Annotated in this window: 15 protein-coding genes and 1 pseudogene; all 16 read right to left on the bottom strand. The window is 43.9% G+C overall.

What is annotated here, in order from left to right; genetic code table 11:
• Nucleotides 1-37: 37 nt before the first annotated feature.
• Entirely contained in the window at nucleotides 38-682 is a 645-nt protein-coding gene (locus A0765_RS08770; RefSeq protein ID WP_062006106.1) for a hypothetical protein, read from the bottom strand.
• 171 nt (nucleotides 683-853) lie between these two features.
• Nucleotides 854-2,677, bottom strand: a pseudogene (gene lepA / locus A0765_RS08765) (translation elongation factor 4).
• Nucleotides 2,678-2,800: 123 nt separating this feature from the next.
• Nucleotides 2,801-3,703 carry an RluA family pseudouridine synthase gene (locus tag A0765_RS08760; protein WP_062006099.1) on the bottom strand — a complete coding sequence of 301 codons (903 nt, stop codon included), beginning with the start codon at nucleotides 3,701-3,703 and terminating at the stop codon, nucleotides 2,801-2,803.
• Nucleotides 3,687-4,154 carry a signal peptidase II gene (gene lspA, locus A0765_RS08755; RefSeq protein ID WP_062006097.1) on the bottom strand — a complete coding sequence of 156 codons (468 nt, stop codon included), beginning with the start codon at nucleotides 4,152-4,154 and terminating at the stop codon, nucleotides 3,687-3,689. The genes A0765_RS08760 and lspA overlap by 17 nt, the downstream gene beginning before the upstream one ends.
• Nucleotides 4,151-5,059 (bottom strand): LysR family transcriptional regulator, encoded by a 909-nt coding sequence (locus tag A0765_RS08750; RefSeq protein WP_062006095.1) that lies wholly within the window; start codon nucleotides 5,057-5,059, stop codon nucleotides 4,151-4,153. The genes lspA and A0765_RS08750 overlap by 4 nt, the downstream gene beginning before the upstream one ends.
• A 102-nt stretch (nucleotides 5,060-5,161) precedes the next feature.
• Nucleotides 5,162-6,076 (bottom strand): TDT family transporter, encoded by a 915-nt coding sequence (locus tag A0765_RS08745; protein ID WP_062006094.1) that lies wholly within the window; start codon nucleotides 6,074-6,076, stop codon nucleotides 5,162-5,164.
• A gap of 49 nt (nucleotides 6,077-6,125) precedes the next feature.
• A complete protein-coding gene (locus A0765_RS08740; protein ID WP_062006093.1) occupies nucleotides 6,126-6,983 on the bottom strand; it encodes a GNAT family N-acetyltransferase in 858 nt (285 codons plus the stop codon).
• A gap of 50 nt (nucleotides 6,984-7,033) precedes the next feature.
• Nucleotides 7,034-8,899, bottom strand: a complete 1,866-nt coding sequence (locus tag A0765_RS08735) for an ABC-F family ATP-binding cassette domain-containing protein (protein ID WP_062006092.1) — start codon at nucleotides 8,897-8,899, stop codon at nucleotides 7,034-7,036.
• Entirely contained in the window at nucleotides 8,896-10,101 is a 1,206-nt protein-coding gene (locus A0765_RS08730; RefSeq protein ID WP_062006091.1) for a CCA tRNA nucleotidyltransferase, read from the bottom strand. The genes A0765_RS08735 and A0765_RS08730 overlap by 4 nt, the downstream gene beginning before the upstream one ends.
• Entirely contained in the window at nucleotides 10,098-10,865 is a 768-nt protein-coding gene (gene dapB, locus A0765_RS08725) for a 4-hydroxy-tetrahydrodipicolinate reductase (protein WP_062006090.1), read from the bottom strand. Before dapB ends, A0765_RS08730 begins: the two co-directional genes overlap by 4 nt.
• Nucleotides 10,866-10,907: 42 nt before the next feature.
• Complete coding sequence (locus tag A0765_RS08720) at nucleotides 10,908-11,756, bottom strand: DegV family protein (RefSeq protein ID WP_062006110.1); 849 nt, start codon at nucleotides 11,754-11,756, stop codon at nucleotides 10,908-10,910.
• 2 nt (nucleotides 11,757-11,758) lie between these two features.
• Nucleotides 11,759-12,133: a DUF1149 family protein gene (locus tag A0765_RS08715; protein ID WP_005590470.1), complete on the bottom strand. Its 375-nt coding sequence runs from the start codon at nucleotides 12,131-12,133 to the stop codon at nucleotides 11,759-11,761.
• Between the two features lie 108 nt (nucleotides 12,134-12,241).
• Nucleotides 12,242-12,685, bottom strand: coding sequence for a hypothetical protein (locus tag A0765_RS08710; RefSeq protein WP_062006108.1), 444 nt, complete (start codon nucleotides 12,683-12,685; stop codon nucleotides 12,242-12,244).
• Nucleotides 12,686-12,757: 72 nt separating this feature from the next.
• The gene (locus tag A0765_RS08705) at nucleotides 12,758-14,719 is read right to left on the bottom strand and encodes a PTS fructose transporter subunit IIABC (protein WP_062006088.1); all 1,962 of its coding nucleotides are present in this window, start codon (nucleotides 14,717-14,719) and stop codon (nucleotides 12,758-12,760) included.
• Nucleotides 14,716-15,627 carry a 1-phosphofructokinase gene (pfkB, locus tag A0765_RS08700; RefSeq protein WP_062006086.1) on the bottom strand — a complete coding sequence of 304 codons (912 nt, stop codon included), beginning with the start codon at nucleotides 15,625-15,627 and terminating at the stop codon, nucleotides 14,716-14,718. The genes A0765_RS08705 and pfkB overlap by 4 nt, the downstream gene beginning before the upstream one ends.
• Nucleotides 15,624-16,367 carry a DeoR/GlpR family DNA-binding transcription regulator gene (locus A0765_RS08695; RefSeq protein WP_062006083.1) on the bottom strand — a complete coding sequence of 248 codons (744 nt, stop codon included), beginning with the start codon at nucleotides 16,365-16,367 and terminating at the stop codon, nucleotides 15,624-15,626. The genes pfkB and A0765_RS08695 overlap by 4 nt, the downstream gene beginning before the upstream one ends.
• Between the last annotated feature and the right edge of the window lie 166 nt (nucleotides 16,368-16,533).

The following is a 16,533-nucleotide window of genomic DNA, read 5'->3' as shown; positions in this document are numbered from 1 at the left end:
AATTACCGATTTCTGTCCCACTCTCATTTACTTTGTTTTAAATATTGTTAGCTGGGCCTTTTTCGTCAAGGCTCCATGTTTCCTCTATATATGAGATGACAGAAGCCAGAGTTTTTCGGTCGCCTTCAAAAGAGATCAAATACACTTTGTCATCTTTTTGGAAAACCCAAGAAACAACTAGCTGCCCTGATTTCATAATTACATTCAGTTGGAAAGCTTCATTGCCAGAAACAGTGGATTTTGCTCCCCACATTTTTTCTACATCTTTATTATCATTCCAACTATAGGCTAGTCGCTGGGCAATTAACTCAGCATTGAAAGTTTCTCCATCTTGGACATGAGCTTTTTCTCTAGTATAGCCATTCATGGTAACGATATTATAAGCTGAACCATCCGTAAACTGAACGCTGTCGCCACCATCTAGGTCGGTGAACTTGATCCAATTACTTGGAATATCGATATAGCCGTAATCAGCCGAGCCAATGCGTTTAGTCTCGGTTGTAGTGGAAACATCTTTGTCACTAGCTTTATCAGATTTGCTGCTATCTTTTTGAGAAACTTGACTAGATGTACTACTAGAAGTAGACGATTTCCGATTACCATAATTTTTAATAAGGCCACAAGAGGAGAGGGAGAGGCCAACCAAAACTGCCAAGAAACTAAGAAAATACTTTTTTGCCATAACAAATCTCCTTTTTAGACTACATGAGCCCGAACCATCTAGATTTCCATACTATTGAAATATTATAGATAACATAGAACGTTTCAAGATTGCTTCCATATCTTATTTTTAGGAACAGATCGATTTTTTCCTTCGCTTTGTAATGCTGAGCTCAGACGATTAATGTCAACTTTATTCCTCATCCATACTCAGGACGCTGAGGAAGGCTTCTTGTGGGACTTCGACAGATCCGATCGCTTTCATCCGTTTTTTACCGGCTTTTTGTTTTTCAAGGAGTTTGCGCTTCCGGGAAACGTCACCACCATAACACTTGGCAAGAACGTTTTTACGAAGAGCCTTGATATCAGTACGAGCCACAATCTTGTGTCCAATGGCTGCTTGGATTGGTACCTCAAACTGCTGACGAGGAATGATTTTCTTGAGCTTATCAACAATCAGCTTACCACGCTCATAGGCAAATTCCTTGTGAACGATAAAGCTGAGAGCATCGACTTTGTCGCCATTGAGGAGGATATCCATCTTAACTAGCTTGGATGAGCGATACTCAGAGATTTCGTAGTCAAAGCTAGCATAGCCACGAGTAGAGGACTTGAGCTTGTCAAAGAAGTCAAAGACGATTTCAGCAAGCGGAATCTGATAGATGACATTGACCCGATTGTCATCAATATAATCCATGGTCACAAAGTCACCGCGCTTACGCTGAGCCAATTCCATCACCGCTCCGACAAATTCCTGCGGCACCATAATCTACGCCTTGACATAAGGCTCCTCGATGGAATCAATCTTGGTCGGATCCGGAAACTCGCTTGGATTAGAGACATCAATGGCTTCACCATCTGTCAGATTAACCTTATAGATAACAGACGGCGCCGTCATAATCAAATCAATATTAAACTCACGCTCCAAACGCTCCTGAATAACGTCCATGTGCAGCAAGCCTAAGAAACCACAACGGAACCCAAACCCAAGCGCCTGTGATGTTTCTGGTTCAAATTGCAAACTAGCATCGTTTAGCTGGAGCTTTTCGAGAGCCTCGCGTAGATCATTGTATTTATTGGACTCAATTGGGTAGAGACCAGCGAATACCATCGGGTTCATCTGCTTATAGCCGTCTAGGGGCTCAGATGCTGGATTGTTCGCCAAGGTTACTGTGTCTCCGACCCGGGTATCCTGCACCGTCTTGATAGAGGCTGCGATATAGCCAACATCCCCTGTCGCTAGGAAATCACGTCCAATAGCTTTCGGTGTAAAGATACCTACCTCAGTCACATCAAAGTTCTTGCCATTGCTCATGAGCTGAATGGTATCTCCCGGCTTGACTACACCGTCCATCACCCGCACTTGCAGGATTACCCCACGATAGGCATCGTAGACTGAGTCAAAAATCAAGGCTTTGAGCGGTGCTTCAACATTTCCAGTCGGAGCTGGAACTTTTTCTACAATCTGCTCTAAAATATCTTCAATTCCGATACCAGCCTTGGCAGAAGCCAATACGGCTTCGCTAGCATCCAGTCCAATCACGTCTTCAATCTCTGTCCGCACCCGCTCAGGATCCGCAGCTGGCAGGTCAATTTTATTGATAACTGGCAGAATTTCCAAGTCATTGTCCAACGCTAGGTAGACATTGGCCAAGGTCTGAGCCTCAATCCCCTGAGCAGCATCCACGACCAAAATCGCCCCTTCGCAGGCTGCCAATGAACGTGACACTTCATAGGTAAAGTCCACGTGTCCCGGCGTGTCAATCAAGTGGAAGATATAGGTCTCCCCGTCCTTAGCAGTGTAATTGAGCTCAATAGCATTGAGCTTAATAGTGATGCCACGCTCCCGTTCCAAGTCCATGCTGTCCAAGAGTTGAGCCTGCATTTCCCGGCTAGAAACCGTCTCCGTCGCCTCCAAAATCCGGTCGGCCAAGGTTGATTTCCCGTGGTCGATGTGGGCAATGATGGAGAAATTGCGGATCTTCTCCTGACGTTTTTTCAAATCTTCTAACTTCATTTTTCTCTTCCTTTTAGGGTATTCTATTTATTATATCATGATTTGTCGAAAATAAAAACGACTGTAACCAAGACAGTCGACTTAATTTTCCATTTATCTAGAGTCTCATACATTCGGAGACGATTAGTCATGGGCTTTTCTGAGTTTTTCAAGAGTTTCTAGGAAAATAGCTGGCGCTTCAGCCGTAAATTCCAGCACTTCGCCAGTCCGAGGATGGGTGAAGCCCAGTGTTCGCGCGTGCAGAAATTGGCCATGTCCTTTCAGAGTCTTACGTGGCCCATAAACCTCATCTCCAGCGACTGGATGACCGATATAAGCCATGTGAACACGTATTTGATGCGTCCGCCCCGTCTCCAGCTGCAGCTCAACCAAGGTATAGTCCCCAAAACGTTCCAAGACTTGGAAACGTGTCAGAGCGGGTTTTCCCTTGGCTGTAACCGCCTGTTTCTTGCGGTCTTTTTCACTACGACCAATCGGCGCCTCAATCACTCCTCTGTCATTAGGCAGATTTCCATGGACAATCGCCCAGTATTTACGCAGGGATTTCTTATCCTTGAGTTCGTCTGCAAGTGCCAGATGGGCCTGGTCATTCTTGGCAATCATCAAAAGACCAGAAGTATCCTTATCAATGCGATGAACAATCCCTGGGCGCAGCACACCATTGATGCCAGAGAGATCTTTGATGTGGTACATGAGGGCATTGACCAGAGTACCGCTGGTATGGCCAGCTGACGGGTGAACCACCATACCTTGTGGCTTGTTGACGACGGCCACATCCTCATCCTGATAGACAATTTCCAGCGGAAGATCTTCTGCTACATACTCAACCACCTCTGGCTCAGGTACTTCATAGGAAATGACATCGCCCTCTTTGACGGCATACTTGGCTTTTTTTGCCTCTCCATTGACCAAAATTTGGCCATTTTTTATCTGTTCATTGGCTAAACCACGGGATAGCTCTGTCAAGTCCGCCACTGCCTTGTCCAAACGCAGACCTGCAGCTGCCGCATCAATTTTCAATTCCATTTGTTTCTTCCTTCAACATCACCAGTAATAAAATCGCTACTCCAACAGTCAGGTACATATCCGCTACGTTAAAAATAGCAAAATTGACAAAATCTAGCTGGAACATATCCACTACAAATCCTTGCTGAATGCGATCAATGAAATTGCCCAATCCACCAGCAATAATTAGAATGAGTCCCGTTAGCATCCACTTGGAAGCTTGGATATTTTTAATCAAATACCAAACAGCAACTCCAATCACGGTACAAGTAATTAAGGCGAAAAACCACTGCTGATTTTCCAAGATAGAAAAGGCTGCACCAGTATTTCGCAGGTAGGTCAAACTGACAATCTTAGGAATAAACTTTCTAACTTGGCCCAATGAAAAATTGGAAACAATATAATACTTGACTGCCTGATCAAGAGCAATCAAAAGGATGACTAAAAAAGGAATCGCAATTTTACGTTTCATACTTCTCTTTTCTGTGCAAAATATTCTTTCATAACAGCTACAAAAGCTTCGCCGACCTGACTCAACTCTACATCTTCCCTCTTGACATAAACCATGTGATTGTCTAAATTGTCTCGTAGTTTGATGACAGTGATTCCATTTACACTGTTACTATCCAAAAAGCCAGATCCAGTCGCATAAGCATCCGTCCGCTCCAAAATCCCATTCAGCGTAGCTCGATCCGTCACATTAAACATCTGGGAGCTGGCACTGGTATCAACAAAATTCTCAGAATAATAGAGATACTCATCCTTTTCCTGTGTGAAGCGAACGGTTGGCAAGGTAGCCAAATCCTCCATAACCAGTTCCTCCTTTTGAGTCAGAGGATGATCTTCCCGCAAATAAATGTGGGTCTGGAAAGGAATTAGCTCAATGACCTCCAAACCAAGCTTCTCCACCCGCTGCATAATGCCCTTGCTATTCTGATTGTTGAGATAAATAATCCCAATCTCGCTGTGGCCTTGGGCCACCTCGTCCAAAATCTGGACGGTTGTCGACTCGAAAATCCGGAAATTCTTATATTCTGGATACGTTTGCGAAAACTCCGTAATCAACGGCGGCAAAAAATCATAGTGCTGGCTGGCAATGGAAAATTCATCTTTTTCCTCTTCAGGATTGGCATACTGATTTTGAAAGACATCAAATCCTTTGACCAATTCTTGAGCTCTCTCGTAAAATTCCATACCACGGCGGGTCAAGAAGGTTCCACTACTGGTTCGACGAAAAACTTTAAATCCCAGCTCCTTTTCCAAATCTCGCACCGCGATAGATAGACTGGGCTGGCTGACATACATCTTTTCTGCTGCTTCGCGGAAAGTTCCGCTGTTGGCAATAGCCACTACATAACGCAATTGTTGAATATTCATATCTTTTTCCTTTAAAAAATACTCCTAATTATACCACAAAATCAGCCTTCCTCAAAGGTAGGCAGCGACTTTCCTTTTGGAAATACATCTCTGAAATCTGCATCATTTGCCTAAAATGTCCTTTGTATATAAGAAGGTGACATAAAGAACGACAAACAAAGCTATTAAGACCTCAAAAACAAGCAGAATTTGCCCTGCTAGACCGAAATTTAGTATATTTAAAGACTGCTTCAAGGCTACAGCCGAAATAACCAAAGGGAAGGTAAAGGCCGAAAATCCTGCTGAAAAAGGACGATTGATCAAACGAGGCAATTGCCACAAAATAAAGGCATAAAAGCATTGACCTGAAATCAAGAGCAAGCTCAACAAGACCGGATTGGGCTGAGGAAAAGTAGCCACATAAGCCGCTGTCATCAAGGAAATAGGCGCACAAATCGTTGTTGTATTCGGGCGAACATTCTCTGCTAAGCCGATTTTATAGGTCTTATAAAGGACGATTGGCAAGACCAAAATAGTCGCTAAAAGCCCGTACCAAAAGACCAGCTGCCCCAAAGCTAACTGCTGGGGAACTGAAATGGTCAGAGGAGCGACACCAATCCCGACAAATAAGACCGTCCAAGCGGGAAAGACATTCTCCCACTTGAAAGGAAATACAAAAGCTAGAATATAGTAGACCATCAAGAAAACCAGCCCGCTGAAGCTCAGCCACCACAGCACTTGTGCACTAATTCGGACCAAATTCCCCAAGAAAGTCCAGCTCGCTAGATAGGTCGAAGCCACCATTCCTTGCATGAAAAAGGTCGGGAAGACCGAGGCCACTAGCGCTTGACCTAGTTGCTCTTTGACTTGCTTGGTATGCGTCAGCATTCCCATCACTAGATGGAGGAAAAACAAGAGTGCCAGACCTGCTAAAAGATAGCGCAAGAACTGACTGACATCACCGACTAAATTTCCCAAGGCTAGTAGGCCTAGCACCAAGCCCGCCTGAACCAAGTATGGCTCTTTTCTCTTTATCATCAACAGATCTCCTAACCTTAAAAGCACTTTTTTCCGAAAGATAATTCTTTTATTTTCGCTTTAAATAAACTGCTTCCGATTTTCGTTTAAAGCCTAATCTTTCATACAGCCTTAAGGCACCTGTATTTTGAGCTTCTACGACGATTTGACAGACTTGTCCATTTCGGATAGCAAGTTCATTCAGGATAGACCTGACTAGGTGACTCCCTAAGCCCTGTCCCTGAAAGGCCTGATCCGCAGCTAAGGCAAACAAATAATTACTTCCAAAACTTGTATCTACTGAGCAAGACGCTACGATCTGACCATCTTTTTTCAGGACATAGAGCAGGCTATCTGTGCTCTCCAGCGCTTGACTGGCATAGTGAAGCGCAGTATCCATGGGCATTTCAAAAATCTGCGACTGAAACGCTGCAATCTCTGAAACCATTTCCTTTCTACCCAGAAGAACTTCCACGCCTTCTTTTTCTTCTTCAGGAAAATTTCCCGCTGCCTGCTCCAGCCAGATTTCCGTTTCTTTCAAATCATAGTCAAACTTCTCAGCAAAGGTCGGATGGTCTGCTAAAAACTTGACTTCACTGATGTATTCGATTTGGGATAAATCGTATTTCTCTGCAATTTTGGAAAATTCCTGCAAAAGAGCGCTCGCTATACCCTGTCTGCGATAGTCGGGCAATACATAGACAGATACCTCTGCTTGTCCCGGCTCATCCGCATAAACCGATAAAAAACCGACCGTTTGATGATCTAAATTTGCCAGAAAAAAGGCTGGCATATTAACATCAAAATTATAGGCATTATCCAGATAAGGAAGACGATAGGTCCCATCTGTAACGTGACAACTTTGAACCAGCTCAAAAAGCTGATCCTTGATTTCCTGACTAGGCTGGCTATAAATCCTAATTTCCATCATTCTCCCTCACAAACTTGTATCCATAACGAATGTACTGCGTAACTATCCTACTCCAACTCACTCAGATACTCATAGCGCTCATACTTTTCAAGAAGCTGCTCATTCCTGTCATCCAGCTCCTTCTGAAGTTCCGATAGCTTTGTAAAGTCCGAGCCGTTCTGCTCCATTTCCGTCTCAATGGCAGCGATACGTGCTTCCAGCTCCTCGATATCCGCCTCGATGGTCTCCCACTCTTGCTTTTCAAAGTAGCTCATCCGCTTCTTCTGCTCCCGCGCCTTGATGGGCTTTTCCTTTTCTTTCTTTTGGGAAATAGCTGCGCTGGATTGTCTAAAAGCCTTTTCATCCAGATAGTCCGTGTAGTTGCCAAAGAACTCTCTGACCTCGCCATCCTCAAAAGCTAAAATCTTGCTGGCTACCTTATCGAGGAAATACCGATCATGGCTAACTGTGATCACCGGCCCTGCAAAGCCCTGCAGGAAATTTTCTAGAACTGTCAAGGTTGCAATATCCAAATCATTGGTCGGCTCGTCCAGAAGCAGGACATTGGGCTTTTCTAGTAAAAGCTTGAGCAGATAAAGCCGCTTCTTCTCTCCGCCAGACAATTTCTCAATCAAAGTGCCGTGGCTTGAGCGAGGAAAGAGAAACTGCTCCAAGAGCTCAGCAATAGAGGTTGTGCCGCTCCCTGTCTTAACTTCTTCTGCCACTTCCTGCAAGTAATTGATGACCCGCTTGGACTCATCTAGCCCGTCAATACGCTGAGAAAAATAAGCCACTCGGACTGTTTCACCGATGATAACCTGACCAGACTGGGGCTGCAATTGACCAGCAATTAGATTGAGCAGAGTAGACTTGCCCACTCCATTATCTCCAACAATGCCCAGTCGATCTTTGTTTTGCAGCAAGAGATTGAAATGCGACAAAATCTGCTTGTCTCCGTATGCAAAATCCACATCCTGAAACTCGATGACCTTCTTCCCGATCCGACTGGTTTCAAAGTTCATCTCTAGGTCCGTCTGATTGGTCTGACCCGCCAAATCACTTTTAAGGTCATGGAAACGATTGATACGTGCTTGCTGCTTGGTCGCCCGCGCCTGAGGCTGACGGCGCATCCAAGATAACTCCTGCTTGTAAAGCTGCTGTTTCTTGTGTAGCAGGGCAGCATCACGCTCATCCTGCTCAGCTTTGAGCCGGACATAGTCCTGATAATTGCCCTGATACTCAACCAAGCTCCCGCCGTCTAATTCAAAAATCCGCGTGGAAATATTATCCAAAAAATAGCGGTCGTGAGTGATAAAGAGGACTGTCTTCTTTGAATTTTTCAGGAAATTCGTCAGCCATTCAATCGTATCAATATCCAGATGGTTGGTCGGCTCATCCAACAACAGCAAGTCCGCTTCTGAAAGTAGGACCTGCGCCAACTGCACCCGCCGGCGTAGACCACCAGAAAGCTGGCTGATTTTTGCTGCCAAATCTGAGATACCGAGCTTGGATAGGACGGTTTTTACCTGACTTTCAATCTCCCAAGCATGCAACGAATCCATTTCTGCCATGACCTTGTCCAGACGAGCTTGCTTGGCTTCATCATAAGCTGCCATGAGCAGTTCATATTCTCGAATGAGCTGCATTTCTCGCAAATCACTGGACAAAACAGTATCCAAGACTGTCTTCGCTTCATCGAAGTCTGGTTCCTGAGTCAAATAGGAGATTTTATAGTCAGATTTTGCTGAAAAGGGATATACATCACCATCAAAGCCTGATTTGCCAGACAAGACATCCAAAAGAGTGGTTTTTCCTGTCCCATTGACCCCAATCAGTCCAATCCGATCCAAGTCGTGAATGATAAAAGAAATCTCTTGAAAGACTGTCTTATCCCCGACAGACTTGGTCAGCTTTTCAACGATAAAGTCACTCATCCAACTTGCTCCTTAATAAAGTTCATAATCTCTTCCTTGCTATTTGCCAACTCTCCGTCGACAATGGCCCATTCAATTTTAGTCAGGATTTGTCCCAATTCTGGCCCTGGTTTAAAGCCATAATCTCGGATCAAATGACTGCCCGTCATCACAATCTCATGTTTGTCATGAATGGTCAGAGAAGCATGTGTCGCTTCAATAGCCTCAAACTCAACTGGTAAGCCTGCTGCTTGCCTCAAACTTTCCGCCTGTAGAATCAAATCCAAATCATACTGATAGCAATCACGCTTAGAAAGACTCCGCTCCTGCCGAATCTCATAAACAGCCACTAACTGATTCACTCGCTTTTGAAAGTCATTGGACGTTTTCCAATGTTTCAAAAACTTGCGAACATCTTTTACCTTCAAAGCCAGCAAAAGCGCAGCCCAAGCCTGCTCGGAACTAGAAAATTGAAAATCTCCTGCTAGATGGTCTAATAATTCCTGCAAAGCTTCTGCTGAATGTTTCATATCAGGAAGAAAGTCGTAGGCAGCAGCTTTGATCAGGCTCTCCAGACCTTTTCGCCAGAAAGGTGCCATTAGGAGCTTGTCAAACTCGATAAAAATCCGCTCTACCGATATTTTCTCCAAAAGCGGCGCGCAATCTGCCATAGCCTGAAAAGTCAAGTCTTCCAAATCAAAGTCTAAACCAGCCTGAAAACGGAAGCCCCGCATGATGCGGAGAGCATCTTCATTGAACCGCTCTACGGCTACTCCGACTGCCCGAAGAGTGCGATTTTTCATATCTGCCAAACCGTTAAAGAGGTCTACAATCTCCCCCTCTTGGTTTAAAGCAAGAGCATTGATTGTAAAATCCCTGCGCTTCAGGTCCTCTTCCAAAGAGCGCACAAAAGAAACCTGACTAGGCCTGCGGTAGTCCACATAGACATCCTCAGTCCGAAAGGTCGTTATCTCATATTCTCCCTGGCCTTCTAAGACCAGAACCGTTCCATGCTCAATGCCAACATCAACTGTCCGAGGAAAGATTGTTTTGATTTCCTCGGGATAGGCTGAGCTGGCAATGTCCACATCGTGAATGGGCCGATTCAACAGAGCGTCTCGTACAGAACCGCCGACAAAATAAGCCTCAAAACCAGCCTCTTTAATCTTCTCTAATACTGGCAAAGCCTCCTGAAACTCAGAAGGCATCTTCTCTAATCTCATAGTAAATGTTCCAATCCATAGACCAATTCAGAGCGCTTCACTACCTCTTTGATACCCAGATTTACCCCAGTCATAAAGGAAATCCGGTCATAGGAGTCATGCCGCAAAGTCAGCCCTTCTCCTTGACTACCAAAGATAACTTCCTGATGAGCGACCAAGCCAGGCAAACGCACTGAGTGAATCCGCATACCGTCAAAGGCTGCCCCACGGGCACCAGCTAACGATTCTTCTTCATCAGCCGCTCCCTGCTGCTTACTCGTCCGGACTTTGCTAATCAATTCAGCTGTTTTGATAGCCGTGCCGCTCGGTGCATCTTTTTTGTTGTCATGATGCAGTTCAATAATCTCAACATCTGGAAAATACTTGGCTGCTTGAGCTGCAAACTGCATAAGCAAAACAGCTCCCAGAGCAAAATTCGGGGCAATCAATCCACCAAGTCCCTTTTGACGCGATAGTTGGGTCAATTCTTCAATCTGCTCAGGCGTGAAACCAGTCGTTCCGACCACTGGGGCAAAGCCGTTCTCAAGAGCGAAACGAGTATTTTCATAAGCCACTTTGGGAGTCGTAAAGTCAATCCAGACATCCGCCTGCAAACCTGCAAGTTCTTCTTTAGTATTAAAAACTGGCACTCCCGCTACTTCCTTTTCATCTGTAAAAGGATCTAGCAGACCGGCCAATGCCAACTCAGGATCTTCTGTTACCATCTTATAGGCTGCTTGTCCCATCTTTCCCTTGAAACCAGCAATAATGACTTTTATACTCATCTAGAACCTCTCTCTATTCTTGACTAACCGCTCTGCAAAACTCTAGACCAGCGGAATGTAGGCCAAAGCGATACTACCCTCGCCCAAGTGAGTTCCAATCACACTACCAAAAGTAGCCAGAGGAATATCGTCCGCTATGCCAGCCGCTATCAGTTGCTGGCGTAAGCTTTCCGCCTTCTCTTCAGCATTCCCGTGAATCACCATGACCTGATAAGAAGCAGAGGCAGTTTTTTTCTCCACTACTTCAATCAATCTCTTAATCGCTTTCTTTTCTGTCCGAATCTTTTCAAAGACTTCGATGACACCTGCATCGTTAAAATACAGAATCGGCTTGATACTTAGGAGATTACCCAAAATAGCTGCGCCATTGGACAAGCGACCGCCCTTAACCAGATGATTGAGATCGTCAACCATGATAAAGGCACTGGTTCCATCAATTTGTCTCTGAATCTTGAGCAAAATCTCTTCAAAATCCTGTCCTTCCGCAGCCCAAGTCAAAGCATTTTCAACCATGAGCCCCAGCGGAGCACTAGTGATTTTTGAATCAGGGAAGGCGATTTTCAAGTCAGGAAACTCGTCCTTGAGATACTGGATATTTTGATAAAATCCTGAAATCCCACTGGATAAAAAGAGCCCCAGCACATGCGTGTAATCCTCGCTAGCAAGACGCGTCAACGTCTCCTCTAACTCTGCCACACTAGGCTGACTTGTCTTTGGCAAATCATCTGCAGCAGCCATTTTCTCATAAAAGTCACTAGCTGTCAGATTTTTTCCTTCCACATAAGTCTCTCCAGCAATCACTACTGAAATATCGAGCACAAAAAGATGGTCATTTCCACGAAGGCTATCTGGTAAAAAAGCGGACGAATCCGTTATAACCGCTAATTTCATCATTAGAACTCCAAATTAATACCTGGTAAATCTAGCGCAATTTCAGTCACTTCATACGTCAAGCGATTGAGCATAGTCAAGCAAGGACGCGCCAATTCTTCCACTTCTTCATGCTCAAACTCACTAGGTTCCTGCACCAAACGTCCTTGAATATGATTTGTCTGTGTAATCGTTCCACTAATCACAAAACGATCAAACACAATCATGAAAGTCAAAATCACAATCATGGATGTTGAATTCTTTTCTTCATTTCTTTCAATCAACTGAAAATTTACGTCAACTTTTGTTTCAGGTGTTCCATTTTCTTTTTCCCATTCAAAATTGCGTGCATCAAAATGATACTGGCTGACAAATTCTTGTTCACGTTGTAATTCCATTACTATTCTCCTAAAAATATACGATAGTCCATTATAACATAATTTGATGTATCTTTCTAGCGATAATTATATTCAGAACTTTATCCGTTAGGAGATGGTGACGGATTCTCACAAAGTCTGAAGCTGATTTTGCGCGTAATTTTTCCATACTTCTAAATACTCGCTCGTCTCGCCTGCTTCTCTACGCTTAAAGAATAGATTAAATAAAAATCCAACAAAGCCCGGATAAGATTGTGTTCTTACCAATTGGCAGGTAGAAGAAGTCAAAGGAATCACTTGACAATTTAAAATCGAATGCAAGAGAGAGTGTCTCGCATGTATCTCAATCAAAAAGGCTTCCTCATTGACCTCGCTTATTTCGCAAGATATTTTTATTCCTTCTTTTGTCACAATATCGTATTTTCTTCCTTTGTAGAAAAAGTCTTCTCCGCCTTCAAAGTAAATGGCTTGATTTGTTGATAAATTAGGAAGCCATTTATCCATCATTTTCAATGCTTCCCAAGCAATTTCTGCATTCATATTCACAACTAACTTATCTGTATATGTTTTCATGATCTTATCCCATCTATTCAAATTATGGCAAAAAGAATCTTGACAAGCCATCAAGATTCTTTCGCATATGTTTTATTTTTCCAGTGGTTTACGCAAATATCCGAAAAGAATACCGCTGACAACTGCACCAATCAAGACATAGACAAGGTAAAGGATTGGGTTGTTAGTCAAACCGATGACGAAGATTCCTCCGTGAGGAGCCATGAGTTTGATACCAGATAGACCGACAAGTGCACCTGTAAGAGCTGAACCGACGATAAAACTTGGAATTGCACGGGCTGGGTCAGCAGCTCCAAATGGAATCGCACCTTCTGTGATGAAAGAAAGTCCCATGACGATATTTGTCAAGCCAGAATCACGTTCTTCAGTAGTAAATTTATCTTTGAAAAGTAGAGTTGCAACAAATACCGCAAGCGGTGGAACCATACCGGCTGCCATAACCGCTGCCATGACTGGAGAACCACCAGTTGAAACAGTACTTGCCAGCGTACTTGTACCAAATACATAAGCTGCTTTGTTGACTGGTCCACCCATATCGACAGCCATCATACCACCAACTAAGAGACCGAGAAGAACCGCAGAGCTTCCGCTCAGACTAGCAAGGAAATCGTTGAGGGCTGTATTGATTGCTGACATAGGGATATTGACTGCCAGCATAAGGAAGCCAGTCACAAGAACACCAAGAAGTGGCAAGAGTAAGATGGAGCGAATACCTTCAAGTGAGCGAGGCAGAGCTGCAAGTAATTTGCGAAGGACTAAAATCACACCACCAGCTAAGAAACCACCGACCAGAGCTCCAAGGAAACCAGATGATACACCCGCTAGAGAGAGTGTCTTCTCACCACCTGCAGCATAGGCAACACCACCAAATGATGCACCGCTGCTAGCAATTGCACCGGCTACGAAACCAGAAACCAAACCTGGTTTTTCAGCGATTGAGTAAGCGATATAACCAGCCAATACTGGCAACATGAAGCCAAAGGCTGCACCACCAATTGCCTTAAATTGAGCTGCAATCTCATGATAGCTTCCCAGATTAGAAAGCTGATCCTTTGGCACGCCTAAGATCTGATCCAGCAAGAAGGCAATGGCAATCATAATCCCGCCACCAATAACGAATGGCAACATTTGGGAAACACCGCTCATCAAATGCTTGTAAAATGCTCCGCCTAGACTCAGTTTTTCATTGCTGCTAGCTACTGCAGCGCCACCATTAGCAGCCTTATAAACTTCAGCATTGCCAGAAAGAGCTAAATTGATGAGTTCTTCAGTCTTGCGGATACCGTCTGCAACTGGGCGGCTGATTAAAGGTTTGCCATCAAAACGATCCATTTCAACAGCCTTGTCTGCTGCGATGATGACTGCTTTCGCTTTCTTGATGTCTTCTGCTGTCAGTTTGTTGCCAACACCGCTGGCACCATTGGTTTCAACCTTGATGCCGACACCCATTTCAGCAGCCACTTTTTGAAGGGCTTCTTGAGCCATGTAAGTGTGGGCGATTCCTGTCGTACAAGCTGTAACGGCTACGAGGAAGTCGCCAGATTCGTTGGCAGGAGCAACAGTTGCAGGCTCTTCTGCTTTTTCTGAAGCTTGGTCAAAGAGAGCAATAACTTCATCTGGCGAAGATACTTTACGCAATTTGTCAGCAAAACCGTCTTTCATCAAGTATTGAGACAATTCTGCCAAGGCAGCCAAGTGAGTATCGTTAGCACCTTCTGGAGCTGCAATCATGAAGAAGAGATCTGTTGGTTGACCATCCAAACTTTCATAGTCAACACCCTTGTTTGACTTAGCAAAGAGAACCGTTGCTTCTTTGACAGCAGAGTTCTTGCTGTGAGGCATAGCAATTCCGTCACCCAAACCAGTGGAAGTTAGAGCTTCACGCGCTAAGATTCCTTCCTTAAATGTTTCAAAATCCGTCACATAACCGTGATCGACCAAACTTTTAATCATCTCTTCGATGACAGCTGTTTTTTCAGTTGCTTGCAAATCCAGCAACATGACATCTTTTCTCAATAGGTCTTGAATTTTCATCGTTTTTCTACCTCAACTTTTTCATATGTTTCTTTAATAAATTCCGCTGTTGCCAAGTCATCCGAGAAGGTAGTTGCCGTTCCGCAAGCCACTCCCCATTTGAAGGCTTCTACTGCATCTTTTGATTTGAAAAATTCACCGGTAAATCCAGCAACCATAGAGTCACCAGCTCCCACTGAATTTTTCACAGTTCCCTTGATAGGTTTGGCGAAGTATGCTCCTTCAGATGTGACAAGAAGGGCACCGTCGCCAGCCATAGAGATAATGACGTTTTGAGCACCTTTAGTCAGCAATTCTCGAGCATATTTCTCGATTTCGTCTAGGCTTTCCAGTTTCACTCCAAAGATAGCTCCAAGTTCATGATTATTTGGTTTGACCAAAAGTGGCTGGTAGTCCAAACTATCAATCAAGGTCTGTCCTTCAAAGTCACAAACCACTTGCGCACCAGTCTGGCGCGTCAAGGCAATCAGCTCCTTGTAGATGACATTTCCCAAGTTCTTAGCACTTGAACCCGCAAACACGACCGTATCATCTGCAGTCAGACTAGATAAGATAGCTTTCAATTCTTCTAACTGAGCTGGTTCGACATTTGGACCCGTTCCGTTGATTTCTGTTTCTTGGTCTGCTTTAATTTTAACATTGATACGAGTATCTTCTGCTACTTGGACAAAACGCGTCTCGATTTTTTCCTCTGCAAGGGTATCTGTGATAAATTTACCAGTAAAGCCACCGATAAATCCAGTCGCTGTATTTGGAATATCCAAACGTTTCAAGACACGACTGACATTGATTCCTTTCCCACCAGCAAACTTATCATCACTGTCCATACGATTGATACTACCGACTTGAACCTGGTCCAAGCGAACGATATAGTCAATGGATGGATTGAGTGTGACTGTATAAATCATGATTCTATTACCTCCGTTTTTTCTTTAATCTTTTGAATCACTTCAGATTCAGTTTGGTTTGTAATAAGCCTTGCGCGCGATATTGGTGCCACTTTTGAAAAAGATGTATTACCCAACTTTGAAGCATCAGCCAAAACATAAGTTCTCTTAGCATTTTCGAGAATAGCGCGTTTCACTGCTCCTTCTTCCATGTCCGGAGTCGTGAAAAATCCATCGTCAATTCCATTCATTCCGATAAAAGCCTTGTCAAAATTCAGCTGTCCGATTTGATTTAGAGCTACACCACCAATACTAGCATCTGTCGACCGTTTCACGACACCACCAATGATCACAGTGGGAATATTACGCTCCACCAGCTTAGTCGCATGATGGATAGAGTTGGTCACCACCGTCACGCTTGGATCATGCAATTCATTGACTAAGAGTTCATTGGTCGTCCCTGCATCAATAAAAATGACATCGTATTCTTGAATCAAGCTGGCTGCTTTTTGAGCGATCCTGGTTTTTTCTTGAATGTTTTTGATAGATTTTTCTTGATTGCTTTCTTCCTCCTGCAAAAAGTGAAGACTCTCTGCACCACCATGTACACGCCTCAACTTCCGCTCACTTTCAAGCTCATCTAAATCTCTTCTAACAGTTGATTCTGAAGTGTCTAAAGCTTTTACTAGATACTCTAAAGAAACAAATTTATCTTTCATAACTTTCTCGAGAATCAGCTGCTTTCTTTTCGACTTCAGCATAGAATACCTCCTCTGCAATCGATTACAGTTCTATTATACAAGATTAAATTCCAAAGTCAAGCATTTTCTATCATTTTCTATCAAAACAAATCATTTGTTTGAATATAGAAGAGGCTGGGAGAAAAGTCCTAGCCTCTCAATTGTCTTTGGATTGTCGAGCAAGACG

The sequence above is a fragment of the Streptococcus cristatus genome, from assembly GCF_001588905.1.
Lineage (GTDB): Bacteria > Bacillota > Bacilli > Lactobacillales > Streptococcaceae > Streptococcus > Streptococcus cristatus_N.
The sequence above is the reverse complement of the archived record's forward strand: the minus strand, read 5'-3'. Positions and strand labels throughout refer to the sequence as shown.